Here is a 25,906-nt window from a genome sequence, read left to right as displayed (position 1 = left end):
CACGTTTTCGGGGGTACTTCATGCGCTCCGCGCACATCCGCAGGTCCGTCGTGGCGGTCACCGCCGCCGCCCTGCTGCTCACGGCGTGCGGTTCGGGTTCCGACACCGACCCCGAGCCCGTCGCCAACGAGGCCACGACCGAGGTCACGGCCGAGCCGGAGCGGGCGGAGGAGGAGGAACCCGACGGGGAACCGGAGGACGAGCCGGACGACGAGGAGACCGAGGAGCCCGAACAGCCGGTCGACGAGGTCGTCATGGGCGCCGGGGACAACTCCGAGCGGGTCCGCGAACTACAGGCCCGGCTCGGGCAGGTGAACCACTTCGCCGCCAAGCCCACCGGCTTCTACGGGGACGTGACCGTCGGCGCGGTCGCCGCCTACCAGGAGGCGCACGACGGGTTGGAGGTCTCCGGAACCGTCCACACCTCCACCTGGGAGCACCTGCTGGCCCGCACCACCGAGCCCACCCGGGACGAACTGTTCCCGCGCGAGCAGGTGATGGGGTACGGGGACGACTCCGAACAGGTCCGCGAGCTCCAGGCCCGCCTGGGGCAGCTCGACCTGTTCGACGACAACCCCACCGGCTACTACGGCAACGTCACCGTCGAGGCGGTCAAGGCGTACCAGCGCTCCGCCGGTCTCGAGGCCGGCGGCACGGTGTACGACGACACCTGGGCCGCCCTGACCTCGGCCACCACCAAGCCCGCCCGGGACGAGATGTACGTGCCGGTCGAGGTGCCGGTGGTGGAGAAGGAGACCCCGGCCGGTCTGGACACCCGCTGCATGACCGGCCGCGCGCTGTGCATCTCCAAGAGCACCAACAGGCTGTCGTGGGTGGTGGACGGCACCGTGCGCACCACGCTGGACGTGCGGTTCGGCACCGAGGAGTACCCGACCCGCGAGGGTCAGTTCACGGTCTACTGGAAGAGCCGCGACCACCACTCGACGCTCTACGACTCCCCGATGCCGTTCGCGATGTTCTTCGACGGCGGCCAGGCGGTGCACTATTCGGAGAACTTCCGGCAGAACGGGTACACCGGCGGCTCCTACGGCTGTGTGAACGTGCGCGACCGGGAGGCCATCACCGCGCTCTTCGACCAGGTCCGCGAGGGCGACAAGGTGGTCGTCCACTGGTGAGCCCCGGCCCCCGCCGGTGAGGCACCCGGAGGAGGACGCCCCCGGTCGGTCCCGGCCCGCGCGACGCGGGTACCGGACCGGCCGGGGGCGTCTCGCACGCGTGTCCGATGCCCCCGTACGGGCGTGTTGACGCGTCACCGTCGGATTTCTCGCCGCCGAACAGTGTCCTAACGGTCGGTCACTCGGTTAGACGAGTGTGGACACACGAACACCCCGCACCGCTCCGGGGGGGCACGGGCCCGGATTCCATGACGTCGCCGACGCGTTCCTGAACACGACCAAGCCGTCCTGCGATCCCGCCCAGGTGATCGTCAACCACGCCAGCTTCCGGGTGCGGCTCGGGACGCCCGCCCCGGTGGGCGTCGAGAGCCCGCCCCACCTCGCGGTCGAGACGGCCCCGATCGGGGTGCCGTTCGCAGGGGAGGGGACGCTCCTCGGCGCGTCCTCCGCCGGGAGGGGAGCCCTCATCCGTCCCGGCGGTCGCCGCCCGGTGATCCGGGTCGGGGACACCGGCGCGGCGGCCGCCGCCGCGGCCGGCCTGTGGCAGTCGGCGCTCCGCCGGCAGGTGGTGACCGCCCCGGCCGGGGTGCCGGTCACGGTTCCGGCCGGTCCGGCCGGTCCCGGGGAGGAGCCGGGCACCGCGACCACCACCCTGTTGCCCCGGGTCACGCGGGTCGGGACCGCCGTCATCGGTCCCCGCTCGGCGCCGATCTCCGAGACCGTGGTCCTGCCGCGCCTGCCCGCCGTGCCGCGTCGTCGGCGTGCGACGGGCCCCGGCGGGCCGTCCGACGGGTTCCGCCCGTCGGACGACGACATCCGGACCGACGGGACGGCGGCCGACGATCTCGAGCCGCTGGTCGGACCCTCCCGCCACGATCCGCCGGAGCACGACCGGGACGGGGCCCGGTCGGGCACCCGCCCGGGCGGTGACGGCCGGCACGCCTACTACCCCGGCCGGGGGATGAACCTCGGCATCGTGCTGCTGCCGCTGCGCCTGCTGATCGGCTTCATCATGATCTCCGGGGGCATGGGCAAGCTCACCGATCCGGTGTACTTCGACGGTGGCGAGGGCGGCTCGATGGTCGCCTGGCTCTCCTCGCTCCAGCCCTGGGGACCGGCCGGACCGTTGCACGAGTGGGCGTTGGCCCATCCGGTGGGGGCGGGCCTGACGGTCGCGTTCACCCAGATCGTGGTGGGCGTGCTGACCATCGCCGGCCTGTGGCAGCGACTGGCGGCGGCCCTCGGGGCACTGCTGTCGATCGCCCTGCTCATCACGGTCAGCTGGCACTCCGGCCCGACGGACACCCCCGACATCATCCTGCTCGCGGCCTGGAGCCCGCTGATCATCGCGGGCGCGCCGGTGTACTCCCTGGACGCCCGACTGGCGGGGGAGGCGTGGCGGACGCTGGGCCCACACGTCCCGCTGCGCGAGCTGCGGGGCCGGGTACTGCGCAGAGGAGCGTTGATCGCCTGCCTGCTGCTGGGCGTGACGCTGCTGTTCGGCTCGATCATGGGCAGCGCGGTCCGCTCCTCGGAGTTCTCCACGGTGCCCCGCCCGGGCGAGGCGCCGCGCAACCACCTGCCCGGCGCGCCGCTGCCGCCCGGTCTGGACGGGGGCGAGCCCGGTACCCCGGACATGGACGAGGAGGTCGGCCCGGTCGGATCGGCGGAGGCCGTGACCGACGGGCCGGCCGGTTCGGACGCGGACCCGGGGTCGGCCGCCGACATCTCCCGGCCCGCCACCGGGAGCGGTGAGAGCCCGAACGGCGCCGGGGAGGCCGCTCCGGCGGAGGGCGTTCCCGGTGGGGACCAGACGGTTCGGGTGCCGCCGCAGCAGTCCGGTCCCGCCGTGCCCGAGCAGGGTCGGGAGGGCGGTGCCCCGGCCCCGGCCCCCGCCCCGGTCGACGGGGGCGGCGCCGGTGGCGCGGGCGGCGAGGAGCCGCCCGCCGAGAGCGGATCGCCCTCCACCCCGCCGGCCGAGGGGGGTGATCGGAGCAGCCTCGGCACCCTCGGTGGGCTGCTCGGTTAGGCGGCCTCCTCGGCGGCTGAACCACCCCGTGCGGCGGGGCCCGTCCGCGTCCGGCTCCTGTCCGGTTCGGCCGCGTGGACACCGCCATCCGACTTTGAGTTGACGCTTCAAGTAAAAAATGCTTCCATGTGACTTGAGGCGTCAAATTAGGGTGGGAGGCATGAACACGACGGAACCCCGCTGGCTGGACCCCGAGGAGCGCGAGACCTGGCTCGAGCTGGTCGGGCTGATGATCCGCCTGCCCACCGCGCTCGACACCCAGCTGCGCCGTGACGCCGGCCTGAGCCACTTCGAGTACCAGGTGCTCGCCGGCCTCTCCGAGGCCCCGGAGCGGACGCTCCGGATGAGCGACCTCGCCGTCTTCGCCGACGGCTCGCTCTCCCGCCTCTCCCACGTGGTCAAGCGACTGGAACAGCGGGGCTGGGTGCGCCGCACCCCCGACCCGGCCAACGGCCGCTACACCCTCGCCGTCCTCACCGACACCGGCATGGAGAAGGTCGTCGCCACCGCCCCCGGCCACGTCGAGGAGGTGCGCCGCCTGGTATTCGATCCGCTCACCGCCGCCCGCCGCCGACAGCTCCGGGAGATAGGGGCGCGGATCAACACCGCCATCGGCCCCGACGACTGCCCAGCCCACCTGCCCCGACGCACCCCGCCGGGTCCGGATCGATCCGAAACCGCCGCCGGACCCGGGGCGCCGACCACCGGGGTCCCGATCCCCGACGGGGCGACCCCGGGGGTGCCGGCGGAACCCCCGGAAGGAACTTTCCCATGATCGTCGTCACCGGAGCCACCGGCTCCCTCGGCCGCCTGACCGTCCACGCGCTCCTCGCCCGCGGCGTGCCCGCAGCCGACATCGTCGCCGCCGTCCGCTCCCCCGAGCGGGCCAAGGACCTCGCCGCCCTCGGCGTGGAGGTCCGCGAGGCCGACTACGACCGCCCCGAGACCATGGCCGCCGCCCTCGACGGCGCCCGCCGCGTCCTGCTGGTCTCCGGCAACGAGGTCGGACGCCGGGTGCCCCAGCACCGTGCCGTCATCGACGCGGCCGCCGCCGCCGACGTCGAACTCCTCGCCTATACGAGCGTTCTGCACGCAGACACCACCCCGCTGGCCCTCGCCCTCGAGCATCTGGCCACCGAGGGTCTGCTGCGTGCCTCCGACCTCCCCTTCACCCTGCTGCGCAACGGCTGGTACACCGAGAACTACGAGCAGGTCGTGCGCCGGGCCGTGGAGGAGGGCGTCATCGACTCGGCCACCGACGGCGGTCGGATCGCCTCCGCGCCCCGCGCCGACTACGCCGGGGCGGCCGCCGCCGTCCTGACCGCCGACCGCCCGGCGCAGGTGTACGAACTGTCCGGCGACACCGCCTGGAGCATGGCCGAACTCGCCGCCGTGGTCGGCGAGGTGGCCGGCGTGTCGGTGGTGCACCGCTCCCTGTCGCCGGCGGAGTACGAGGAGGCCCTCACCGGCTCCGGCGTACCCGTGGAGACGGCCCGGACACTGGCCGGGATGGACACGGACATCGCCGCCGGATGGCTCGCCGACACCCCCGGCGACCTCTCCCGCCTCCTGGGCCGCCCCACCACCCCGCTGCGGGAGACGATCTCCGCCTTCCTCGCCGGCTGACCCCGGCACCGTGCCCGCCCGGCCGGGAGCCGGTCGTCGGCATCGTGTCCATCCGTCCGGGGGCCGTTCCCCGGCACCGTGCCCGCTCGGCAGGGCCCGTGCCCGCGGCGCACCCCGTCTCGTGGGTTGGCCCCGACCCCACCGGGCCCCGGCCTCCGGTGGGGTCGAATTCCCGGTCCCGCACCCGGCGTGACGCCCCGCCGGCCGCAGCTCCGCTCTCCCCGCCCGGCCGTCCCTCTCCGCCGCCCGGCCCCTCCCGATTCGGAGCCTCCCGTGAACGACCCCTTCCACCCGGCGCGTCCCGCCGGAGCCTACGAGGACTTCCTCCCCGGCGCCCTGGTCGCGCCCGCCCACCCCCGCTGGACCCCCGCGGACGGCCCCCTGCCCGCCCTGTACATCAGCCACGGCGCGCCCCCGCTGCTCGACGACGGGCCGTGGATCCGCGCGCTCTTCGACTGGGCCCGGTCGATGCCCCGCCCCGAGGCCGTGTTGATCGTCTCCGCGCACTGGGAGGACGCCCCGCTCGCCCTCTCGGCGAGTGCTGCCCACACCCCGCTGGTGTACGACTTCGGCGGTTTCCACCCCCGCTACCACCGTCTGCGCTACGACACCCCCGACGCGGGCCGGCTCGCCGACCGGGTGGCGGCGATGATGCCCGCCGCGGAGCCCGTCCACCGGCACCCCTCGCGGGGCCTGGACCACGGGGCCTGGATACCGCTGATGGCCATGTACCCGGAGGCCGACGTGCCGGTCCTCCAGATGTCGCTGCCCTCGGGGGACCCGCACCGCCTGATGGGGTTGGGCCGCCGACTGGCGCCGCTGCGCGAGGAGGGAGTGCTGATCATCGGGTCGGGTTTCATGACGCACGGCCTGCCCTTCCTCACCCGGGACATGGTGATGAACGGAACGGTGCCCGGCTGGTCCTCGGAGTTCGAGGCGTGGGCGGTCGAGGCGTTGGACCGGGGGGATGTGGAGGAGCTGGCGTCCTGGCGGGACCGGGCCCCCGGGATGCCGTACGCCCACCCCACCGCCGACCACTTCCTGCCGATCTTCCTCACGATGGGGGTGGCGCCGGGGCGGGCGGACACCGCCCGCACGGTCATCGACGGGTACATGATGGGGTTCGCCCGGAGGTCCTTCCGGGTCGGCTGAACCCCGCGCCGCCGGTGCCGTCGCCGGTGGCGGCGGTCGACCGGGGCGCCTGCGGCGCGCGCCCGCCGGGCGTTCGGCGAACGCGTGTCGGAGGCGGGTCAGCCGGCGTTCTCGCCGCGCAGCTCCCGGGCGGCCTCGGTCAGGTCCTTGGCGGTGTCGATGGCCCGCCAGTACGAGCCCTGCGGCAACGGGAAGCCCGCCAGCCGTCGTTCACGGGCCAGTCGCGGGAAGGTGGTGCGCTCGTGGTCCCCCCGCTCGGGCAGCAGCTCCGCGAAGTCGGGGGAGAAGACGTAGACACCCGCGTTGATCTGGTACGACAGCGGCGGGGACTCGATGAAGTCGGTGACGTTGCCGAACTCGTCGGTGGCCACCGCGCCCCAGGGGATGCGCGGACGGGCCAGGGCGATGGTGGCCGTGGCGTCCCGCTCGGCGTGGAAGTCGGCCATGGAACGGAGCGAGAAGCGGGTCCAGATGTCGCCGTTGGTGGCGTACCAGGGCTGATCGGGGCGGGGCAGGGCGGAGGCGGCGTACTTCAGACCGCCCCCCCGGCCCAGCGGCTCGGTCTCCACGACCGTGCTCACCCGGACCGGCAGTTCGGTGTCCTTCAACCACTCCTGCAACACCTCGGCGAGGTGGCCGCAGGAGACCACGACATCGGTGACCCCCTCGGACGCCAGCCAGGTGAGCTGGTGGCCGATGATCGGCGTCCCGGTCCCGGGTATCTCGACCATCGGCTTGGGACGGTCGTTGGTGTAGGGACGCAGGCGGGAGCCCTGGCCACCGGCCAGGACCACCGCCTGCGTGGGCTGCGAGGCGTCGTTCATGCTCCGCACAGTAGCCGGGTCACCGCTCCTGCGTGACACCGATCGCGAAAGAGGTGTCGCACACCGGGCGGGCGTGCCGGTGGGCCAGTTCGGCGCTGCCGTACTTCACCACCGCGGCGCGGCCCAACTCCCGTGCGAGGGTCGGGCAGTGCTCGGCGAGCGAGGGATTGCGCTCGACCTCCCACTGGAGAGTGGTGAGCGCCACTCCGGGGTCGGTGCGCCGCAGCTCGTCCAGCAGCACCTCGAGCAGCACCTCCTCGGGGGCGGGGCCGGCGTCGGCGGTCGCCGGCTCGGTTTCCGTGTCCGCCTCGGACTCCGGCGCCGCGCCGGGCAGGCCGTACCCGCCGGCGCCGGCGGGCAGCACCGTGGTCTCGGTCACGCCGCTCCAGGGGACGTTGGCGACGGCGAGGGTGCCGGAGAGCACCAGGACGACCGGGAGGACGAGGGCGAGAGTTCTGCCGAAACGGCGGGCTGCCTGGTTCACGTGGTTTCCTCGCGTCGAATCGATCGGTTCCCGGGGCCGCCCCCTCCGCCGCGTTCGCCGGGCGGACCGGTGCGGAACCGGTTCGGGGTCGCGGCGGGGTCGGGAGCGGGACGAGACGATCGTAGCGAGAGGTGTCCGTTTGGCCACCTTGCGTCACTCGACGGAGTGAATCCGAAGTGGCGACGGCGCGTGGGGTGTTGACGAACGGGATCGAAATCGGGCGATTCGGGCGTTAGTGCCGTCCGGGCCGAACGCTTTCCCCACCCGCCGCCGGAACGTCCGACCCGGCGGGCGGCGACGGGCGGGACGCGGGCCCTCGGGAAGGCGCCGGGAGGAGGCGGTGGGGAGTGTCGGGAACGGCGAAACGGTCGGGGGCGGACCCGGTATGGGTCCACCCCCGACCGTCGAACCGAACCCGGGCCGATCGGCGGGGCGGAAGGGGCCCGCCGACCGGCCCGGACAATCCGTGTGATCTCGCGTGATCCCGTCCGGGGCGGCGGGATCCGGCGGATCAGTCGCTCAGGCGCGCGCCGGTGCTCTTGGAGAACACGTGGGTCTCGCCGGACTTCGGCACCACGTGCAGCACGGCGCCCTTCTCCGGGATCTGCCGGCCGCCGACACGGACCACCAGGTCCTTGGACCCGCCGTCGACGTCGGCGGTGCCGTAGACGAAGCCGTCCGCGCCCAGCTCCTCGACCACGTTGACGGTCACGGCCATGCCGGCCACGGCGTTCGGGTCGTCCTTGGCCAGGGAGGCGCCGGCGCCGTCCTCCACGATGGTGAAGTGCTCCGGGCGGCAGCCGACCACCACGTGGGTGTCGCCGCTGTTCTGGGCCTCGGTGAGCGCGGCGCGCTCCACCGGCACCACGCTGTTGCCGAACTTCACGCCACCGTCGGTGATCGGCGCCTCGATCAGGTTCATCGCCGGGGAGCCGATGAAGCCCGCGACGAAGAGGTTGGCCGGCTTGTCGTACATGCTGCGCGGGGAGTCCACCTGCTGCAGCAGGCCGTCCTTGAGGACCGCGACCCGGTCACCCATCGTCATGGCCTCGACCTGGTCGTGGGTCACGTAGACGGTGGTGACACCCAGGCGGCGCTGCAGGCCGGCGATCTGGGTACGGGTCTGGACGCGCAGCTTGGCGTCCAGGTTGGACAGCGGCTCGTCCATGAGGAAGACCTGCGGCTCGCGGACGATCGCCCGACCCATCGCGACACGCTGCCGCTGACCACCGGAGAGCGCCTTGGGCTTGCGGTCCAGGTACTCGGTGAGGTCGAGGATCTTCGCGGCTTCCTCGACCTTGGTGCGGATGTCGGTCTTGTTGACGCCGGCGATCTTGAGCGCGAAGCCCATGTTCTGCGCGACGGTCATGTGCGGGTAGAGCGCGTAGTTCTGGAACACCATGGCGATGTCCCGGTCCTTGGGCGGCAGGTGGGTGACGTCGCGGTCACCGATGCGGATGGCACCGCCGTTGACGTCCTCCAGGCCCGCGAGCATCCGCAGGGAGGTGGACTTGCCGCAGCCGGAGGGGCCCACCAGGACGAGGAACTCACCGTCCGCGATGTCGATCTCGAGCTTGTCGACGGCGGGCTTCTCGGAACCCGGGTAGATCCGGGTCGCCTTGTCGAATGTGACCGTGGCCATGGTGACGCTCTCCCTCACCGGCAGGAACGTGCCGGACGATCCGAGTAAAGGTGGATGCTCCACGTACGTGGACGCGAAGTGAACCTAACCCGAAGGAGTGACTCCTGTCATCATTCGGCGCCGATCCCGTGCCACGGACAACCCTCCGTGTTCACCAGGGAGGGCTTGGGTACACTGCATCCGTCACGCCGCCTTAGCTCAGCTGGTCAGAGCAGCTGTCTTGTAAACAGCAGGTCGTCGGTTCGAATCCGACAGGCGGCTCCACCTCGCCGACCTGCGATGACGCGTTCCGCTCGAACGCGACTCGGCCCCGGTCGCCCCTCGCCCGCCGCTCCGCGCGTCGGCCCGGGGTGCCTTCCGGGATACGCGCCGGTCGAACCCGCCCCCGGCGCGCGCCGACGTGCACGCCTTCCCTTTTCGGCCGTCTCGCGCCCCTTGTGTCCCGTTTCGATGGGTTTCGGGGGCGAGTCCCGCTCCGGGGTGTACGTCGTGATCACTGCCGGGCCCACCCGGCGGGCACGGTATCCCTGTGAGGCCGCGACGCCCGCCCGGGCCGTCGTATCGGTACCAGGAATGGAGAGCCCCGTGACAGCGACGCCGCGCACCGCCCCGTCCGCCTTCCCCGCCGCCGAGCAGGCCGCCGACCCGGCCCGGGGGCGGGCATCCGGACGGGCCGTGCCCACCGGCACCCCCGGTCCGCGCCGGCCGGCCGGCGGCAGAGCCGGGCGCCTGACCGCGGTGCTGCTCGGTGCCGCCCTGCTCGCACTGCCCCTCGCGGCCTGCGGAGAGGCGGAGAACGGCGCCGACGCCGCCGACGGCGCGGTGGACACCGACACCACCCGCACCGCCGGCGGCACCTCCGATACCGGCGGTACCACGGAGGGCACCGACGAGGGCGACACGGAGAACACGGGGGCCACCGGGGACGCCGAGGAGGAGGCCGAGGGGGACGCGGGCACGGACGCCGGCACCGACGCCCCCGAGCCGGCCTCCACCGACGACCCGATGGTCTTCAACTACTACCGGGCCGAGGGCGGCCGCGCCGACCGCGCTCCCGACAATCTCGTGCTCACCGAGTTCAGCACCCTCAACGACGTCACCTGGGAGAGCTGGGACGGTCGGGAGGCCATTGGCAGCGGCCTGCTCTCCGGCACCTGGTGCCTGCCCGACTGCCTCGACGACCCGTTCCCGGCCGAGGTCGTGCTCAAGGACCCCGAGGACATCAACGGCGAGCCGTACTTCACCGCCTTCGAGTTGGAGATCACCGATCCCTCCGGGTACTCGCAGGAGATGGTCGAGGCCGCCGAGACCGAGGGCTTCCTCGGCCGCCCCTGAGCCCGGCCACCCCCGACCACGGTCGTCGTGTCGTCGGACGGCCCGGGCCGTCCCTCACCGGGCGTCTTCCCGGGTTCCCGTCTTCCCGGGTTCCCGTCGGGCCCGGGTGTCCGTCCGTCCCGGGTGTCCGCCGTCCCCACCGGGCCGTCGGCTCCGCCTCGTCCCCGCTTCCGACCCCGTCGCGGACCCGGGGCGGGGACGAGTCCCCGTTCGGTGGGCAACGCCGCTCCCGGCCCCTGTCGTGTGGAGCCGCGCCACCCTCCCGGGAACCGGGGACGGGTGGCGCGGACGGGGTCGCACCACCGCCCGGCCCCGGGCCCCGAGCGGTCCCCACCCCTTACGACTTACGACGACACCGGTCCCCGGGGCAGCAGCACCACCTTGCCCGTGGTGGCCCGCCCCTCCAGGGCCGCGTGCGCCCGGGCCGCCTCCACGAGGGGGAAGGACGTCACCGGCGGGCGGAACACCCCCTCGGCGGCCAGGGTCAGGGCTTCTTCCTCCAGCGTCCGAACGGGGTTCGACCCGCCCACGGGTTCCGTGAGGGCCGATCCCGTCACCCACCGGGAAACGGCCCCGGGGGCCACCCGTTCCGCCTCCTCCGGCCCGATGGCGCCGTGCCCGTCGAACCCCGTGGCGGCCCAGCCGTACGCCAGGTGTCGGCCGCCGGGCGCGAGGAGCCCCAACGCCTGCCGGGCGACCTCCCCGCCCAACCCCTCGCACACCACCGTGACCGGTCGGTCCCCGCCCAGCGCCTCCCGGACGGTGTCGGTCCAGCCGGGGACCGTGTAGTCCACGGCCGGGTCGGCGCCGAGGTCCCGGACCATCGCGACCTTCGCGGCGCCGCCGGCCGTCCCCACCACCCGGGCGCCGCGTTCCCGGGCCGCCCCCACCAGCAGCGAACCGATGCCACCGGCGGCGGCCGCGACCAGCACGGTGTCCGAGGGGCCCGGGGCGGCGAGTCGCAGGATCCCGGCCGCCGTGCGCCCCGTCCCCACCAGCGCCACGGCCCGGTCCTCCGGCAGGTCGGCGGGGAGTTCGTGCAGCCGCTCCACGGCGGTCACGGCCCGTTCCGCGTAACCGCCGGGCACCATGCCGAGGTGGGCGACGACCCGCCGCCCCAGCCATCGTTCCGGAACGCCGGACCCCACCGCGTCCACCGTGCCCGCCACCTCCCGACCGGGCACGGTGGGCAGTTCGGGCAGGGGGAAGCCGCCGGCCCGGCCGGCGCGCAGCGCGGCGTCCAGCAGGTGCACGCCCGCCGCGACGACCGCGATTCCCACCTCACCGGGGCCGGGCTCGGGGTCGGGGACCTCCTCAAGGCGCAGGTTCTCCGGCGGACCGAAGGCGTGCAGACGGATGGCGCGCATGGCGGGGCCTCCCCACTTCCGTCCCGACCCGGTGCCGGGAGCAGTGTGCCGCCCGGTGACCGGCGGCGGGTCCCATGCTGAAACCTCCAGTTGACTTGAGGTCAAGCGGGAAGGCGGTCCCCTCCCGGCCCCACCGGCCACGCCCGTCCCGGGGGTCCCTTCCGGGACAGTGGGCCCCGGGGCCCACCGATTGTCGGTGTGACGGGGCACACTGCCCCCATGCCCTCCTCCGGCCGTCGCCGCCCCGCCGCAGTTCGCGCCACCGCCCGTACCGGACCCCGACCCCCGGCCCCGCCCCGACCGCCGGAGATCTCCCTGCCGATACTGCGGTCCGCTCCCGGCCCCCCGTACCTGGGTCCCGGCAGCGACCACGACGCGGAGGAGTTCATCGGTATCGACTTCTCCGGTGAGGACGGCGGGGGCGCCACCTTCCTGGAGTGCCTGCTGCGCGACTGCGTCCTGGACGGGACCCGGCTGCGTGGCGCCCGGCTGGTCGACTCCCTGCTGGAGAACGTGCGGGGCCTGGGCGTCGGCCTCGGCGAGGGCGTGCTGCGCGACGTGGAGTGGCGCGACGCCCGCCTGGGCGGCGCGCAGTTCTCCGGAGCGCAGCTCAACCGGGTGGTGTTCCGGGGCGGGAAGATCGACTACGCCAACTTCCGGCAGGCCGGCCTCGTGGACGTCGCCTTCGTCAACTGCGTGCTGATCGAGCCCGACTTCGGTGGAGCCCGACTGGAGCGGGTCTCCTTCGAGGGGTGCGAGGTACGCGGAGCGGACCTCTCGGCGGTCCGCATGACCGATGTGGACCTGCGCGGTGTCACCGCCCTGGAGATCGCGCGCGGGGTGGACTCCCTGGCCGGGGCGATCGTCGCCCCGACCCAACTCCTCGACCTCGCGACCGTCCTCGCCGCCCACCTCGGGCTGCGCGTCGAGCCCTGAGGGGCCCCGGGCCCCGGTCGGGGCCGGTCGCTGCGGGCGGCGACGGGCCGGCGGCCGGAACCCCGCGGATGGCCGGGGGGCCGGACGAGCGCCGGTGCGACGGCCGGTGACGGGCTTCGTCCGACACCTCGTCCGCCGACGGGAGATGCCCACGGCCGGACCGACGACTGCCGGGCCGGCATCCCGCGCCGGAGCCGGCATCCCGCGCCGGAGCCGGCATCCCGCGCCGGAGCCGGCATCCCGCGCCGGAGCCGGCGCCCCGGGCGTCCCGGCGTGCTCAGACGCGGGGGAAGCGGGCCCGCAGGTCCCACACCACCGGGTTCTCGGCCAGGTCATCGTGCATGTCGGCGAGGTCCGCCAGCAGGTCGTGCAGGAAGTCCCGCGCCTCCCGGCGCAGTTCGGCGTGGTGCACCGACAGCGCCGGCTGATCGGGCGAGGGGTGCTCGGGGGCGATGTCCACGTGCCCGAACCGCCGCACGAACAGCCACACGTCCGCCGACTCCGGGAAGTCCAGCGCGGCCCGCTGCGGACGCGCCGCCCGACTCCCCATCGGGTCCCGGTCCAGCCGCTCGGCGATGTCGCACAGCGCCCACGCGAAGTCCAGCACCGGCACCCAGCCGCGCGCGGTCGCCAACTCCTCGTCCCGCTCGGTGTCGGCCAGGTACACGTCCCCGGAGAACAGGTCGTGGCGCAACGCCTTGACGTCGGCCCGCCGGTAGTCGGTCTGCGGCGGGTCGGGGAAGCGGGAGGAGAGCGCGTAGCCGATGTCGAGCACCCCCCGATGCTCCCACGCCGGCCGGGCTCGGTCGGGCGGGGCGTGGGCGACGGGGCGGTGAGGGCGGCGGGGGAGGTCACCCGGCGGGCGTCGCTCCCTCGACGGCTCCGGGGGCCCCACCGGCCTCCAGAGCCTCCAAGTGGGAGTGAAGCCGTGCCGCTCCGGCCACCATCGCCCGCGTCCGGGCGTGCAGAGCGGCCCCGCAATCCGCCAGTGCGGCGCGCAGGGCCCCGGGACCGCCGGCCCCGCGCACCTCCTCGACCACGGGACGGATGCGGGCGAGGGAGTACCCACCCCGACGCAGCAGGTGGACGACCCGGGCGTCCCGCACGTCCCGGGCCGCGTACACCCGGTATCCGGTGCCTCGCCGCCGGGTCGGCGCGAGCAACCCGGCCCGCTCCCACACGCGAAGGGCGGACGGCCGTACCCCCAGCAGGCGGGCCACCCCGCCGATGGGAAGGCCACCGGCGGACGAACCGGATGAACCGTCGCCGGGGGAGGAGCCGGCGAGGGGGGTCAGGGCCGCCTCGATCTCCTCCAGTGACCGCCGCTCCGCGTGCGCCGCCGCGTGACTCGCGTCGATCAGCGCCAACGCCCCGGACACGTCGTCCCGGCCGACGGCGACCATCACGGCCCGGGCGGTGACGTGGCCGTGCCCGACCACCAGCGCGCGGTGGGTGAGTAGCGCCCGGCGGTACCCGGCAGGGGTTCTCGCGGCGGCGGGCAGCACCCCGGCCGCCTCCAGGTTCCGCACGGTCTGCACGGCCACCCCCGCCCGCCGCGCCAGGTCCACCGGCCTCATCCCACGCCCTCCACCCCGGTTGGAGACTTTCCGACGGAGTCTCCGGCGATCCCCGGACGAAATCAACTTCGGGGTCTCCAGAAGCACTTCAAGGATAAAGTTGAAGTGGAATGTGACCCGGTGAAAGGGATGGCATGAAATTCCACATCGACATCGACACGGACGAATTGACCGGTGGGACGGAGGAGGAGTTGGGTCGGATCCTGCGGTACTGGGCCGGCAACCTCAAGCATTACCGCCTCGACGAGGAACGCTCCGAAACCATCCACGACTCCGCCTACCGGGAGGTCGGCACCTGGTCCCTGGGCTGAGGACTACCTCGCTCCCGCCCCGGGCGGGAACGTCTTCCTTCCCGGAAACGCCCGCCAGGCTCTGCTCGGCGCCCCCTTCACACGCTCGGGTGCACCCGCCTCTTCGGAGTCTCTTCCGGCTCACCCGAGAAAGTAACCGGATGAAAAAGTAACGACGTTTCGGCCGGGTGATCGTGGAGGGAATGTTGACCTGTCGGCAAATGCTGCCCGCCGCACGCAAGGTGTGAGGCAGGCGGCATTCCGGTGACAGATCAACGCGGGTGGGATGGCAGGGCGAGTCGAACGAGGGTGCGCGCCAGATCGATGCTTTCCGGGAGAGTGCCGATCCGGAGTGGCTGTGTGGTGAGGGCGCCTTCGTGCAGCAGGAGGAGTCGAGTGGCGAGGGTCGCGGGGTCCGAGCAGCCGGCCTCCGCGGCGAGCTCCTCGAACAGGTTCAGTAGCCAGAGCTTTTGATCCACGGCGATGCGCCGCGCGGGATGATCGGGGTCCGGGAGTTCGGCCAGCGCGTTGACGAAGGCGCATCCACGGGTGTGTGTGTCGGTCCAGGTCCGTAGTACGTCGAAGGGGGCGAGGACGGCGTCAGCGGGCTGTTCACAGGCTTCGACGGCTTGACGGACGAGAGCTCGCCAGTGCTGGTCGCGTTCCGCGAGGTAGACCGCCACGAGGTGGTCCTTCGAGCCGAAACGGTTGTACAGGGTGCGCTTGGTCACGCCCGAGCGCTCGGCGATCAGATCCACGCCCACCGCTGTGATTCCGCGGTTGTAGAACAACTCCTCGGCGGCGGCCAGGATGCGGCGGCCGGCCGGTGTCATGGGTTGTGCTTCCTGCATCGAGCGCTCTTTACCGATCTGTATACCATGGGAAAAGTTCACCGATCAGTGTACTTGTGAGGAGACGTGTGATGGAGGTCCCCGGAACCATCCGGGCGGTGCGGATCACGGAGCACGGAGGACCGGAACGTCTCGAGTTGGTGGAGGTGGCCGTACCCGTTCCGCGGGAAGGGGAGGTGCTGGTGCGGGTCGGCGCGGTGGCGCTGAACAACACCGATCTGTGGACCCGCGAGGGGTCCTACGGTCGCCCGGGGGCCCCGGACGCGCTGTCGGGCTGGCGGGGACCGATCGATTTCCCCCGGATTCAGGGGGCCGATGTGGTGGGTCGTGTCGTCGCGGTCGGTGTCGACGCGGAGGAGAGTCTTCTCGGTCGCCGGATGCTCGTCGACCCGGCGATCCACGACTCCGGGGGGCCGGGCGCGAACCCGGTGGGTCTGATGGGGAGCGAACGCGACGGTGGTTACGCCGAGTACGTCACCGTGCCGATGGAGCGGGTGCACGATGTGACCGAATCACCGCTCACGGACGAACAACTCGCCGCACTGCCCATCGCCTATGGAACGGCCCTGGGCATGATCGAGCGGGGAGGGGCGGAGGAGGGCGGGACCGTCGTGGTCTCGGGGGCCTCCGGCGGAGTCGGCCTCGCGCTGGTCCAGCTCGCCCGGGAGCGCGGTGCGCGGGTACTCGCCATCAGCAGCGGATCCAAAATCGACTCGGTACGCGAGGCGGGCGCCCACCATGTCGTCGACCGCGCGCAGGGCATCGTCGAGCAGATCCGTACCGTGGCGCCGGAGGGCATCGACATCGTGCTCGATGTCATCGCCGGTGACTTTTCGGGAGAAGGACTTCCATTGCTGCGCGAAGGTGGCCGGTGGGTCGTGGCCGGTGCGCTCGGCGGGTACGACGTGAACTTCGATGTGCGTCGTCTCTACCTGCACAACAATCGGATCATCGGTTCCGCGATGCATGCGCCCCGGCATTTCGACCTGCTCGTGGACCTGGCCCGGCGGGCCGGAATCCAACCCGTTGTCGCCGCGACGTTTCCCCTGGAGCAGGCCGCTCGCACACAGGAGGAACTCGCCCGTCGGGAGCACGTGGGAAAGATCGTCATGCACCCTTGACGCCGGAGTTCCCGGATGTGGGTCGGCAGAAGGAAGCGTGTTCCCCGCGAGTCCTCCCCCTCGATCGTCGAGACGTCCCTCGGTCCGGGGCTCGAGACGGGCTTCCCTTCTCGTGGTCACCGGATGTCGGAGGGGTGGGGTTTCGGGTGAAAGAAAGGGGGTGTGTTCGACTCTTCCGGAACGTGAGACGGGGGCTCGATTTTTTCCGGGAGCGCGCGTTCCGTGTTTTTCTGGTGACAGAGGGGAATGAATCACCGGGAATCACTCGGTAGGGTGAGGAAGGCTGGCGTGGAGCGAAAGTGAAAGAAAATCACATCATCTCGGAATGGTGCTGTAAGTTCATGCCCGGCCGGGTACGGGGTGCCGTTTCCCCGTGTGTCTCCCGGGGGCGGGGCCGATGAGGGCGGGCGTGTTCCGGTGCGAGGTGATCGCCCGGTGTCTGGAGTCGCAGGGCGAGTGGGTGCTCGCGAGCCGCTCGGTCGGTTCCCCGCGTCTGGCCCTGCGCTGGTTGCAGGAGTGGGCGGGGCGGCTGGCCGAGACCCCGGGCTCGGAGGGGGGTGAGAGCTCCCCCTCCTCGCTGCACGGTTGGCCGGCCGACCGCCGGCACCGGGAGGGCCGGGCGGCGCTGCTGGCCGCCGGGCGGCCGGTGCGGTTCCTCGTGGACGTGGTGGACCGGATGGGCGGCGGGGGTGGCACGGTGGCCGTTCGCTACACGCTCTCCTGCCGCCCGATCCTGCCCGCCCGGTCGCTGCGGCCGATGCCGGAGGAGTTCCCGGAGGCCGTGTAGGGGCTGGGCAGGCGGTGGGCGGGGGAGTCACGGGAAGAGACCCCCCGAGGGGTGCTTGAGGGGTCTCCATGGCAGTGGGGGAGCGGGTCAGGCGGGGTCGAGGTCGCCGTTGCGCAGGGCGGTGACGAAGCCGGTCCAGCCGGTGGGGGTGAGGTGCAGATGGGGGCCCCCGGGGTTCTTGCTGTCCCGGACGGGGACGAGGCCCCGGGCCCGAGCCCCATCGGGTGCCCACTCGACGCACTGCCCGCCGTCTCCGCTGCTATGAGTGGACTTGACCCATGTCGTCGGCTCGCCGTTCACGGTGCTCATCGTGTGTACTCCTTCATCGCCTCGTGAAGCGCGTCGAGGGACTTCCTGGGTGACAGGGAGTCAGCGCGTAGGCGCTCGTACCGATCGGTGCCCGTTCTCACGATAGACGCCGAGTCGATCACGCGACCCAACCCCTGGCCTCCGAGTAGAGGACCGGCGCCGCGTCCTCATCGTCCTCGAATGTCAGAAGCGTAAACGCTTCCGCCGCTGCCGGGGCCCCCGAGTCGTACGGCAGTACTTGGATGGTCGCATTCGGCCCTTCGGCTTCGCGTAGGAGATGTTCCATCTGGTTGCGCATGGCCTCGCGTCCGCCAACCTGCGCGTCGCAGGCACGACTCATCCAGTACCACCCACAGCAGCGGTGGAGAGGGTTGTTCGAGGGCGATTCGCCGTCGAAGTCGCGCGGCGACCTTCTCCTTGATCACCTCGTCGGCGTCCCTGGGATGGGCGGCTCGGAACAGGGCCTCCGCGTACGCCGGGGTCTGCGGGATGCCCATGATCAGGAAGGGCGAGAAGTCGAGCACCCGCGTGGCCTTTTCCTCAAGTCGCAGGTACGGCACGAACCACTCGGGATGACCGTGTTGGGAGGCCCTGGTCAGGAGACGGGCAAAGTACCCGGAGGTGTTGAAGAACCGGTCGCACCCCTCGGCGAAGTGGGGTGACGGCAGGGTCTTGCCGCTTTTCACCTTCGATGCGTACGGCTCCTTGTAGCCGGTGACCTCCGCCAGATCGCGTTGCTTGGCCCGCTTGTGCTCAGGGGCGGCCCTCAGTTCTCGCCCGAACCACTCAAGACCGTTTGCCGGCTCGGGTGATGAATCGATCACGTGCACGCACCCCTGGCTTTCCAGGCGGTTTGGAAACCTCTTACCCCCATCCGAGAGTACGCCGGTTCCGTAATGGTGAACGCACGGATAGTGAAGATCCGCTCCTGCGGGGGACGGATCGGTGCGATGCGGAGGGGCCGGCATGACGACGGATGAGGACAACGGGTCCAGGGGCGACGAGATCGGGGAAGCCGAGGCGGTGTGCGACGGGTTGGAGGACGCGCTGAGGGCGCACGGCATCACGCTGCCGTCCCTGTGCGTGGACGCGGGTACCGCCATCCGTTGGCCTCGGTCGCACCCCCTCTCGTGGAATTGGGGCGGTGCAACGTGGAGACGGCCAGGGCCCTGACGGCCGCCCTCGCCTCCGACGCGGCGACGGGTGCGGCCCGGTGAACGAGGTGCTTCCGGTACCCGCTCCGGTTCCCGAGGGGGAGGAGGACCCCGCCGACGCGACTTCCGGTCTCGCGGAGTTGGGTGAGCGGTGGAAGGCCCTCGGCGCGCGCATCGCGGAGCACCTCCACACCCTGGAGGGCGGTGACGTGTGAGGTGAGTGCCCCGCTCCGGTTCACCGAGGAGGTGCCCACCCACCCCCGGCACGACAAACGCCCCCGTCGGAACGGGGGCGTTTCCCGGTGCGGCCCCGGCGCCGGCCGGTGGGCCGGTACGGCGTTCCGGGGGTGGGTGCGCGGTCTCAGACGCTGACGCCGTAGTCCTGCGCGATGCCGACCAGACCGGAGGCGTAACCCTGGCCCACGGCGCGGAACTTCCACTCGGCGCCGTTGCGGTACAGCTCGCCGAAGACCATGGCGGTCTCGGTGGAGGCGTCCTCGCTCAGGTCGTAGCGGGCGATCTCGGTGCCGCCGTTCTGGTTGACCACGCGGATGTAGGCGTTGCGGACCTGACCGAAGTTCTGGCCACGGGCCTCGGCCTGGTGGATGGAGACCGGGAAGACGATCTTGTCGACATCCTGGCCCAGGCCGTCGAGGAAGACGTTGATCTGCTCGTCGTCGCCCTCGCCCTCACCGGTGAGGTTGTCACCGGTGTGCTGGATGGCCTGGTCGGGCGAGGCGAGGTTGTTGTAGAAGATGAAGTGGCCGGGGGAGACGACCTTGCTGCCGGCGTCCACGGCGATGGCGCTGGCGTCCAGGTCGAAGTCGGCCCCGGTGGTGGTGCGGGTGTCCCAACCGAGCCCGATGGTGACGGCGGTCAGCCCCGGCGCCTCCTTGGTCAGCGAGACGTTTCCGCCCTTGGTCAGGCTCACGACCATGACATAACCCCTTGTGTGTCTGTTGTCCTGTGGTCCCGGCGTGTTCACCGGTGCGGGTCGGGGCGTGTGTCCCGCGCCGCCCCGGCCCTTCGCGGACGACGTTACCCGCATCGTTTCCAACGTCGGGTGAGGTCGGAGAGGTTCCGCCCCGGACGGACGCGATGGCCGAACCTCTTCGGCCCGGGGCCGAAAGGCGCGGTGCGGCGCGCGGCCCGTGCGCGGTGCGGCGCCGGCAGGGGACGCCGGTCGGGGTGTTCGGGGTGTTCGGGGCGGTGGGGCCGGATAAGGGGATGCGTCGGCGGGTTCCGACGGGGAATCATGGGGGCATGTCCGAGCCAGTCGTGATCCGCGGTTCGGTCGTCCTCCCGGAGTCCGAGTTGCGGTGGCGCTTCTCGCGCTCCTCCGGGCCCGGCGGCCAGCACGTGAACACCACCGACAGCCGGGTCGAGGTGAGCCTCGACCTGGCGGCGACGTCTGCCCTGCCGGAGGTGTGGCGGGAGCGGGCGCTGGAGCGGTTGGCCACCCGGCTGGTGGACGGGGTGCTGACGGTGGCGGCCTCCGAGCACCGTTCGCAGTGGCGCAACCGTGAGGTCGCCGCACGGAAGATGGCCGCGCTGCTGGCGGAGGCGACGGCCCCGCCGCCGCGTCCCCGCCGGGCGCGGAAGGTGCCGCGCGGTGTCAATGAGCGGCGGCTGCGGGAGAAGAAGCGGCGCGGCGACACCAAGCGTGGACGGTCCGGCGGCGCCTGGGACTGACCCGGCGCCCCGCCGGGCGCGTCGGGGTCCGGCCGGTCGGGTGGATGCCGGAGCCCTTCGGTTCGACGTGTTCGGGCACCGCTGTTCCGGAAGGGTCCCCCGGCTCCCGACGACCGTGCCCGGGGCTCGGTGCGGGTGTTCACGGGGCGCCGTCCGATCTCGCCGGTCCCCTCGGACGGCCTCCGGCCGTTTTCCCCGTCCCGCCCCGTCCCGCCGGCGCCCGGAGGCGGCCCCCCGGCCCCGGAGGGCCGCTCGACGCGGGACCGCCCGTCGTGGCCGACCCGGCCGCGATCTCCGCCGGCGGCCGGCGGCCGGTCGGTGGTGGGCGACCGGATCGTGACCGGAGGACGGGCTGCCCCGGCCCGTCCGACCGGCGCGCCCGTCCGACCGGCCCGACCCGCTCCGGTCGCTCAGTCCAGGCCGCGGTAGCGGCTGCGGAAGTAGGTCAGTGGCCGGGCCTCGGAGGCGGGCAGGTCGGTGTGCAGGACCCGCCCGATGAACAGGGTGTGGTCTCCCGCGGCCACTCGTTGTTCGGTGCGGCACTCCACCACGGCCAGGGCGCCGTGCAGCAGGGGCGCGCCGGTGTGGTCGCCGAGGGTGTGGGGCGTCTCGCGGAAGACCAGGCGGTCGCTGAGCCGGCCCTTCATGGCGAACCGGCCGGCGAGCGCGCGCTGGTCCTCGGCGAGGAGTGAGGCCGCCCACAGGTCGGTGTGGCGCAGCGCCTCCTCCATCCGGGAGTCGGTGCGCACGCTCACCATGACCAGCGGCGGGTCGAGGGAGACGGAGAGGAAGGCGGTGGCGGTCATACCGATCGGCGCGCCCATCGGGCCGTCGTCCTCGTCGTGGGCGGTGATCAGGACGACACCGGCGGCGAGGCGGGCCATGGCGGCACGGAAGTCGTCGGCGTTCACGTTCCCCGTCGCCCCGAGGGGGGCGTCGGCGGGATCGGGGGCGTCGGTCAGGGCCGTGCGTCGGGTCGCTTCGCTGTCGAACACACCGAAACGCTAACCGCCCCGAGGGCTCCGCGCATGGGTCCGGGGTCGGGATCGGTCCCGGGTCCGGAGACGGAGACTCCGGGGGCGGTCCCGGGAGGGATGGGGCGGGGAGGCGCCGTCGGATCGGACGGACGGCCGATGGGAACGCCGGGGCCGGTGTGGGACGTTCGGCCGAGGGAGGCTTTCTGTGCGAATGTGATCGCCAGTGTTGATGTGGCAGAGGGTGAAGGGGGGCCGCACGGGGCGCACGGGGCGCACGGGGCGCCGATCGTGATTCCATCAGGGGTAGGAAATGTGACATGAATCACATGATGGGACTAATTGTTGACCCTGTGTACCTAGTGAGCAGCGCGCTGTGATTCAGTGGTCTGTGTGTCTGCACGTGCACGCGAGCGCCGGGGGAGTGATGGAAACGGATACGGAGCCCTATGTCCACCTCGCCTCGCTGCGCGAGCTGCACGAGGTCGTGTCCCGGCTCAACACCGCCCGCAGCATGGCGGACACCCTCCAGGCCATCGCCGACGGCGCCGTGCGCACCCTCGGTTTCGAACTCGCCGCCGTCAACCTCGTGCGCCCCGACGGGGACCTCCTGGTCGCCGCCGTCGCCGGCAGCCCCGGTGCCGAGGCACTGATGGCCGGGCGCACCGGCTCCCGGGACGCCTGGGAGCGCCGCCTGTCCATGGGCGAGCAGTGGGGCGAGCTGCGCTTCATACCCCACACCGAGGGCTGGGTCCTCGACCACGACGACGTCCCCCAGTGGCACGCCACCGGCCCCGCCCCCCGCTACCCCGACGAGTGGCACCCCATGGACCGGCTCTTCGCCCCCATGTACTCCTTCGACGGCGAACTGATCGCCGTCCTCTCCGTCGACAAGCCCCGCAACGGCCGCCGCCCCGGGCAGTGGGGCCGCGAGGCGATCCGCTTCTACGCCACCCAGGCCGCCGTCGCCATCGGCAACGCCCGCCTGCGCGCCAACATGCAGCGCGCCCTCGCCCGCCTGGAGCGCGAACAGGACGCCCTGCGTGCCAGCGAGGAGAGCTTCCGCCAGGCCTTCGAGTACGCCCCCAGCGGCATGGCCGTCGCCGAGATGGGCGGGGATTCCCACGGCCGGCTGATCCGCGTCAACGACGCCCTGTGCCGGATGCTCGCCCGCCCCGCCTCCCAGCTGCGCCGCCACTTCTTCGCCGATCTCGTGCACCCCGATGACATCGGGGTGCTGCTGCGCAGCTCCGCCGAGGGCGGCCGCGCCGAACTGCGCCTGATCCACCGCGACGGTGGCACGCTGTGGGTCTCCCTGCGCAACTCGGTCGTCGCCGACACCGCCGACGGACCCCGCTTCCTGCTCATCCACGTCGAGGACATCGAGGAGCGCAAGCGGCACGAACAGGCCCTCGCCCACCGTGCCAGCCACGACGCCCTCACCGGCCTGCCCAACAACGCCGAGCTGCGCCTGCGCCTGGGCAACCGGATATGCGCCCGCCCCCGCGAGACCCCGGTTCGCCGATCCACCGACGTCTTCGACGGGTTCGGCACCCCGGCTCCCCCGCCCTACGACCACCACGAGCACCTGCTGGACCCCGACACCCCCGGAGCGGACGGCAAGGGTCTGGCCGTGCTCTTCTGCGACCTCGACGGCTTCAAGTCCATCAACGACCGTTTCGGCCACGACAGCGGCGACGCTGTCCTGCGGGAGGTCGCCCGCCGACTCCGCGAATGCGTGCGCGACGACGACACCGTGGCGCGGCTGGGTGGTGACGAGTTCGTGGTCCTCGCCGACGGCCTCGGTCCGGCCGACGCCTCCGACCTCGCGGTACGCCTGCGCAGCGCCGTCATCCCGCCGATCCGCATCGACGGCGGATCCGTGCGGGTCGGCGCCAGCTTCGGCATCGGCTGGGCCTCCTGTGGCCTCTCCATCGAGGAAATACTGCGCTCGGCCGACCAGCGCATGTACATCGAGAAGCGGGCGCGCTCCCACGGCAGACGCCGCGCGGGCTGAGTCGCCGGCCGTCCGGAAGGGACCTGCGTTCTCACCCGAACGGGGTAGGCTCGGCCCCGGCATGACCGAGGGCGGGGAACGAGAAGGAGCGCGAGCCATGAGCGCGGGCCACCACGGAGCGGGGACCCCGGAGGGGGACGACCCGTTCGGCTACCTGTACCGCCCGGAGAACGGCGCCTCCGGCGCCGCTCCGGCACCGCCCTCCGGTTACGACCGGGTGCGGCCCGTCGGCGAACGCGACTACGGTGCCGGCCGCGGCGGCGGGTACGGCTACCCGCAGCAGCAGAACGGCTACGCCGGCCACCAGCAGCCCGCGCCCCACTACGCCGCCCCCGAGACCACCGGTTACGGCACCCCGCCGCCCGGACCGCCCGCCGGCCACGGCCGGAGCGACGACTCCCGGCGCAACGGTCTGCTGATCGGCGCCATCGCCGTGGTCACCGCCGTCGTCCTGGGCGTCGGCGCGGCCATCGTCTTCAGCGGCGACGACGGGAAGGCCGGCGACGACCTCGCCGGCGTCGGCAACCCGCAGTCCGTCGGCGCCGGCGACTCCGGGGACGAGGAGCCCGGGGAGCCCGGGGAGGACGACGACCCGCGGGACGGCGATGAGGGCGATGAGGAGGACGAGGAGGACGAGGAGGACGAGGAGGAGCCCGTCGAGCTCCCCGGGGCCGACCTCGCTTCCCTTCAGCTCTCCAACGGCGCGGGCCTCGCCGGCGACATCCCCAACGCGCGTTCCGCCGACGGTTCCTACATCGCCGGCCTCAACCGGGTGGGCGCCACCGTCACCTGGACCTTCGACTTCCGGGGGGAACCGGGCAGCTACGACCTGTGGGTCGGCTATTCGGTGCCCAACGGCGACCAGAAGATGAGCTTCGCGATCAACTCCACCTCGGAGATCCGCGACGACCTTCACCTGCGCGACTTCGTCAAGCAGGGCGCCTGGGAGAAGAACTGGACCCGGACGTACAACTACATCGACCTCAAAGAGGGCGAGAACGTCATCTACATCGGGTGCGACAACGGTGACAGTTGTGACGCCGTGATCGACCGGATCCTGATCACCGAGCGGGGCGCCAAGCCGGATTGGTGAGGCGGATCACCCGCGCGCCCGACGGCGCGTGGGTGGACCGTGACGGGGACGACGACACCGGGGCCGGGCCCACCCCTCGGGGCGGACCCGGCCCCGCCGCGTGTTCCGGGCCGCGGCCGGGTCAGGAACGGGCCGCGCCCGCCGTGGGGGCCGGCGCCGCGACGGCGTTCGGTGCCGGCGGACCGGACAGCCACTCGCCGCGCCGCATCACGCCCACCACCGTCAGGTCGGTGTCCAGCACCACCAGGTCGGCGTCCTTGCCCGCCTCGATCGATCCCACCCGGTCCCCGAGCCCCAACACTCGCGCCGGCGTCGTGGACAGCGCGTGCGCCGCCTCGGTGATGCCCAGGCGGTCCTCCAGCACCGCCCGGCGCAGCGCGTGGTCCAGGGTGAGGGTGGAGCCGGCGATGGCCCCGCCCTCCGCCAGCCGGGCCACACCGTCGCGCACCTCGACCTCCAGCGGTCCCAGCGGATAGGTGCCGTCGCCCATCCCCGCCGCGCCCATCGCGTCGGTGATGAACGCGACCCGGCCCGGCCCGGCGTTGCGGAAGGCCAGTCGCAGCACCGAGGGGTGCAGGTGGACGCCGTCGTTGATCAGCTCGACCGTCACCCGCTCGTCCTCCAGCAGCGCGGGGATCGGCCCCGGGGCGCGGTGGGCGAGCGCCGGCATGGCGTTGAACAGGTGGGTGGCGACCCGGGCGCCGGCGTCGATGGCCCGGCGGGTGGTCTCCCAGTCGGCGTCGGTGTGCCCGACGGCCGGGATCACGCCGTGGTCGGCCAGCAGCCGCACCGCCTCGATGCCGTGCGGCAGCTCGGGCGCGATGGTGAGCATCCGGGCCGCGCCGCGCGCCGCCCCGATCAGCTTGCGCACCTCGTCCGGCTCCGGCTCGCGCAGCAGCGAGGGCTGGTGGGCGCCGCAGCGGTTGAGGGCGATGAACGGCCCCTCGAAGTGGATGCCCGCCAGGTCGCCCTGTTCGGTCAGTTCGGAGAGCAGGCCGGCGCGTTCGGCCAGCTCGTCGAGGTCGTCGGTGACGGTGGAGGCGACCATGGTGGTGGTGCCGTGCCGCCGGTGGGTGTCGATGACGGTCAGGGCGTCGTCGGCGGCGCCGGTGGAGAACGAGGCCCCGCCGCCGCCGTGCACGTGCATGTCGACGAAGCCGGGCAGCACCCAGTACCCGGTCAGGTCCAGGGTGCCGGCCTCCTCGGGGCGGCCGGTGACGATCCGTCCGCCCTCCACGGTGACCCGTCCGCCCTCGGCGACGCCGCCGGGCAGCACGACCCTCGCGCCGGTCAGCACGGTCCGGCCGGCGGCGACTGAACCGGCGCGGCCCCCGGTCGGGGTGTGAACGGTCATGGCTTGCGTACCTCCGCGGAGTCGGGTGCGGGGCCGGTGGGGAACGCCGTCGCGGTGACGGGCGCCTCTCCTCGCGGGTCCCGCCGGGCGCCGCCGTGTCCCTCGGCGGCGAACGGGCGGTTCGGGACCCCGGCGACATCGGCGGGGCGGGGGGGG

At 72.8% G+C, this 25,906-nt stretch carries 26 protein-coding genes, 1 tRNA gene and 1 pseudogene; 15 read left to right on the top strand and 13 right to left on the bottom strand.

Features of this window, described 5'->3' with window-relative positions; all coding sequences use genetic code 11:
• The first annotated feature begins 20 nt into the window (after positions 1-20).
• The 5 genes from LZF96_RS08560 (at position 21) to LZF96_RS08540 (ending at position 5,943) form a co-directional block, all read left to right on the top strand.
• Positions 21-1,136 carry a peptidoglycan-binding protein gene (locus LZF96_RS08560; RefSeq protein ID WP_233868120.1) on the top strand — a complete coding sequence of 372 codons (1,116 nt, stop codon included), beginning with the start codon at positions 21-23 and terminating at the stop codon, positions 1,134-1,136.
• A 304-nt stretch (positions 1,137-1,440) separates the two neighbouring features.
• A complete protein-coding gene (locus LZF96_RS08555) occupies positions 1,441-3,165 on the top strand; it encodes a DoxX family protein (RefSeq protein WP_233868117.1) in 1,725 nt (574 codons plus the stop codon).
• 160 nt (positions 3,166-3,325) lie between these two features.
• Positions 3,326-3,940, top strand: a complete 615-nt coding sequence (locus tag LZF96_RS08550) for a MarR family winged helix-turn-helix transcriptional regulator (protein ID WP_374203174.1) — start codon at positions 3,326-3,328, stop codon at positions 3,938-3,940.
• Positions 3,937-4,791: an NAD(P)H-binding protein gene (locus tag LZF96_RS08545; RefSeq protein WP_233868113.1), complete on the top strand. Its 855-nt coding sequence runs from the start codon at positions 3,937-3,939 to the stop codon at positions 4,789-4,791. Before LZF96_RS08550 ends, LZF96_RS08545 begins: the two co-directional genes overlap by 4 nt.
• A 273-nt stretch (positions 4,792-5,064) precedes the next feature.
• Entirely contained in the window at positions 5,065-5,943 is an 879-nt protein-coding gene (locus LZF96_RS08540; RefSeq protein ID WP_233868097.1) for a dioxygenase, read from the top strand.
• A gap of 98 nt (positions 5,944-6,041) precedes the next feature.
• Here LZF96_RS08540 and LZF96_RS08535 read toward each other — a convergent pair whose 3' ends face one another.
• The 3 genes from LZF96_RS08535 to LZF96_RS08525 all read right to left on the bottom strand — a co-directional run bounded on the left by LZF96_RS08535 (position 6,042) and on the right by LZF96_RS08525 (position 8,893).
• Positions 6,042-6,767 carry a nucleotidyltransferase family protein gene (locus tag LZF96_RS08535; RefSeq protein WP_233868094.1) on the bottom strand — a complete coding sequence of 242 codons (726 nt, stop codon included), beginning with the start codon at positions 6,765-6,767 and terminating at the stop codon, positions 6,042-6,044.
• 19 nt (positions 6,768-6,786) lie between these two features.
• Positions 6,787-7,251, bottom strand: coding sequence for a hypothetical protein (locus LZF96_RS08530; RefSeq protein WP_233868090.1), 465 nt, complete (start codon positions 7,249-7,251; stop codon positions 6,787-6,789).
• 511 nt (positions 7,252-7,762) lie between these two features.
• On the bottom strand, positions 7,763-8,893 hold the full coding sequence (locus tag LZF96_RS08525; protein ID WP_233868087.1) for an ABC transporter ATP-binding protein: 1,131 nt from the start codon (positions 8,891-8,893) through the stop codon (positions 7,763-7,765).
• A gap of 187 nt (positions 8,894-9,080) precedes the next feature.
• Between LZF96_RS08525 and LZF96_RS08520 the strand changes: the two genes are divergently transcribed.
• Together LZF96_RS08520 and LZF96_RS08515 are read left to right on the top strand one after the other, a co-directional pair.
• Positions 9,081-9,157 (top strand) — tRNA-Thr (locus LZF96_RS08520).
• A gap of 321 nt (positions 9,158-9,478) precedes the next feature.
• Complete coding sequence (locus LZF96_RS08515) at positions 9,479-10,228, top strand: hypothetical protein (RefSeq protein WP_233868084.1); 750 nt, start codon at positions 9,479-9,481, stop codon at positions 10,226-10,228.
• A gap of 344 nt (positions 10,229-10,572) precedes the next feature.
• Here the strand turns inward: LZF96_RS08515 and LZF96_RS08510 are convergent, their stop codons facing one another.
• On the bottom strand, positions 10,573-11,595 hold the full coding sequence (locus tag LZF96_RS08510; protein WP_233868082.1) for a zinc-binding dehydrogenase: 1,023 nt from the start codon (positions 11,593-11,595) through the stop codon (positions 10,573-10,575).
• Between the two features lie 219 nt (positions 11,596-11,814).
• Between LZF96_RS08510 and LZF96_RS08505 the strand changes: the two genes are divergently transcribed.
• Positions 11,815-12,531, top strand: coding sequence for a pentapeptide repeat-containing protein (locus tag LZF96_RS08505; protein ID WP_233868080.1), 717 nt, complete (start codon positions 11,815-11,817; stop codon positions 12,529-12,531).
• Between the two features lie 277 nt (positions 12,532-12,808).
• Here LZF96_RS08505 and LZF96_RS08500 read toward each other — a convergent pair whose 3' ends face one another.
• A complete protein-coding gene (locus LZF96_RS08500) occupies positions 12,809-13,306 on the bottom strand; it encodes a hypothetical protein (protein WP_233868078.1) in 498 nt (165 codons plus the stop codon).
• Positions 13,307-13,382: 76 nt separating this feature from the next.
• Complete coding sequence (locus tag LZF96_RS08495) at positions 13,383-14,108, bottom strand: MerR family DNA-binding transcriptional regulator (RefSeq protein ID WP_233868076.1); 726 nt, start codon at positions 14,106-14,108, stop codon at positions 13,383-13,385.
• A gap of 134 nt (positions 14,109-14,242) precedes the next feature.
• Between LZF96_RS08495 and LZF96_RS08490 the strand changes: the two genes are divergently transcribed.
• Positions 14,243-14,419: a hypothetical protein gene (locus tag LZF96_RS08490; RefSeq protein ID WP_233868074.1), complete on the top strand. Its 177-nt coding sequence runs from the start codon at positions 14,243-14,245 to the stop codon at positions 14,417-14,419.
• 251 nt (positions 14,420-14,670) lie between these two features.
• On the opposite strand, the gene LZF96_RS08485 is transcribed toward LZF96_RS08490, so the two are convergent.
• Positions 14,671-15,249 carry a TetR/AcrR family transcriptional regulator gene (locus LZF96_RS08485; RefSeq protein WP_233868073.1) on the bottom strand — a complete coding sequence of 193 codons (579 nt, stop codon included), beginning with the start codon at positions 15,247-15,249 and terminating at the stop codon, positions 14,671-14,673.
• A gap of 71 nt (positions 15,250-15,320) precedes the next feature.
• Between LZF96_RS08485 and LZF96_RS08480 the strand changes: the two genes are divergently transcribed.
• Both LZF96_RS08480 and LZF96_RS08475 read left to right on the top strand, forming a co-directional pair.
• Positions 15,321-16,370: a zinc-binding dehydrogenase gene (locus LZF96_RS08480; protein WP_233868071.1), complete on the top strand. Its 1,050-nt coding sequence runs from the start codon at positions 15,321-15,323 to the stop codon at positions 16,368-16,370.
• A 397-nt stretch (positions 16,371-16,767) separates the two neighbouring features.
• Positions 16,768-17,157, top strand: a complete 390-nt coding sequence (locus tag LZF96_RS08475) for a hypothetical protein (RefSeq protein ID WP_233868068.1) — start codon at positions 16,768-16,770, stop codon at positions 17,155-17,157.
• 87 nt (positions 17,158-17,244) lie between these two features.
• Here LZF96_RS08475 and LZF96_RS08470 read toward each other — a convergent pair whose 3' ends face one another.
• From LZF96_RS08470 to LZF96_RS26960, 3 genes and pseudogenes are all read right to left on the bottom strand, one after another.
• Positions 17,245-17,466: a DUF397 domain-containing protein gene (locus tag LZF96_RS08470; protein WP_233868065.1), complete on the bottom strand. Its 222-nt coding sequence runs from the start codon at positions 17,464-17,466 to the stop codon at positions 17,245-17,247.
• A 118-nt stretch (positions 17,467-17,584) separates the two neighbouring features.
• The gene (locus tag LZF96_RS26965) at positions 17,585-17,752 is read right to left on the bottom strand and encodes a Scr1 family TA system antitoxin-like transcriptional regulator (RefSeq protein WP_308294170.1); all 168 of its coding nucleotides are present in this window, start codon (positions 17,750-17,752) and stop codon (positions 17,585-17,587) included.
• Positions 17,753-17,801: 49 nt separating this feature from the next.
• Positions 17,802-18,434 (bottom strand): annotated as a pseudogene (locus LZF96_RS26960) (Scr1 family TA system antitoxin-like transcriptional regulator); the annotation flags it as partial.
• 245 nt (positions 18,435-18,679) lie between these two features.
• Here LZF96_RS26960 and LZF96_RS08455 point away from each other — a divergent pair.
• Positions 18,680-18,835 (top strand): hypothetical protein, encoded by a 156-nt coding sequence (locus LZF96_RS08455; protein ID WP_233868063.1) that lies wholly within the window; start codon positions 18,680-18,682, stop codon positions 18,833-18,835.
• Positions 18,836-18,981: 146 nt separating this feature from the next.
• On the opposite strand, the gene LZF96_RS08450 is transcribed toward LZF96_RS08455, so the two are convergent.
• The gene (locus tag LZF96_RS08450; RefSeq protein WP_233868060.1) at positions 18,982-19,557 is read right to left on the bottom strand and encodes a TerD family protein; all 576 of its coding nucleotides are present in this window, start codon (positions 19,555-19,557) and stop codon (positions 18,982-18,984) included.
• Positions 19,558-19,883: 326 nt separating this feature from the next.
• Between LZF96_RS08450 and arfB the strand changes: the two genes are divergently transcribed.
• Positions 19,884-20,312, top strand: coding sequence for an alternative ribosome rescue aminoacyl-tRNA hydrolase ArfB (gene arfB, locus LZF96_RS08445; RefSeq protein ID WP_233868057.1), 429 nt, complete (start codon positions 19,884-19,886; stop codon positions 20,310-20,312).
• Positions 20,313-20,722: 410 nt separating this feature from the next.
• Here arfB and LZF96_RS08440 read toward each other — a convergent pair whose 3' ends face one another.
• Positions 20,723-21,196, bottom strand: coding sequence for a flavin reductase family protein (locus LZF96_RS08440; RefSeq protein ID WP_233868353.1), 474 nt, complete (start codon positions 21,194-21,196; stop codon positions 20,723-20,725).
• 517 nt (positions 21,197-21,713) lie between these two features.
• Here LZF96_RS08440 and cdgB point away from each other — a divergent pair.
• Both cdgB and LZF96_RS08430 read left to right on the top strand, forming a co-directional pair.
• Complete coding sequence (gene cdgB / locus LZF96_RS08435; RefSeq protein ID WP_233868054.1) at positions 21,714-23,303, top strand: diguanylate cyclase CdgB; 1,590 nt, start codon at positions 21,714-21,716, stop codon at positions 23,301-23,303.
• Positions 23,304-23,400: 97 nt separating this feature from the next.
• Entirely contained in the window at positions 23,401-24,396 is a 996-nt protein-coding gene (locus LZF96_RS08430; RefSeq protein ID WP_233868051.1) for a carbohydrate-binding protein, read from the top strand.
• 121 nt (positions 24,397-24,517) lie between these two features.
• Here the strand turns inward: LZF96_RS08430 and nagA are convergent, their stop codons facing one another.
• The gene (gene nagA / locus LZF96_RS08425) at positions 24,518-25,750 is read right to left on the bottom strand and encodes an N-acetylglucosamine-6-phosphate deacetylase (RefSeq protein WP_233868045.1); all 1,233 of its coding nucleotides are present in this window, start codon (positions 25,748-25,750) and stop codon (positions 24,518-24,520) included.
• Between the last annotated feature and the right edge of the window lie 156 nt (positions 25,751-25,906).

The sequence above is a fragment of the Streptomyces sp. ST2-7A genome, from assembly GCF_021390475.1.
Classification (GTDB): Bacteria; Actinomycetota; Actinomycetes; order Streptomycetales; family Streptomycetaceae; genus Streptomyces.
Note: the sequence above shows the minus strand (reverse complement) of the source record. Positions and strands in the feature narration are given on the sequence as shown.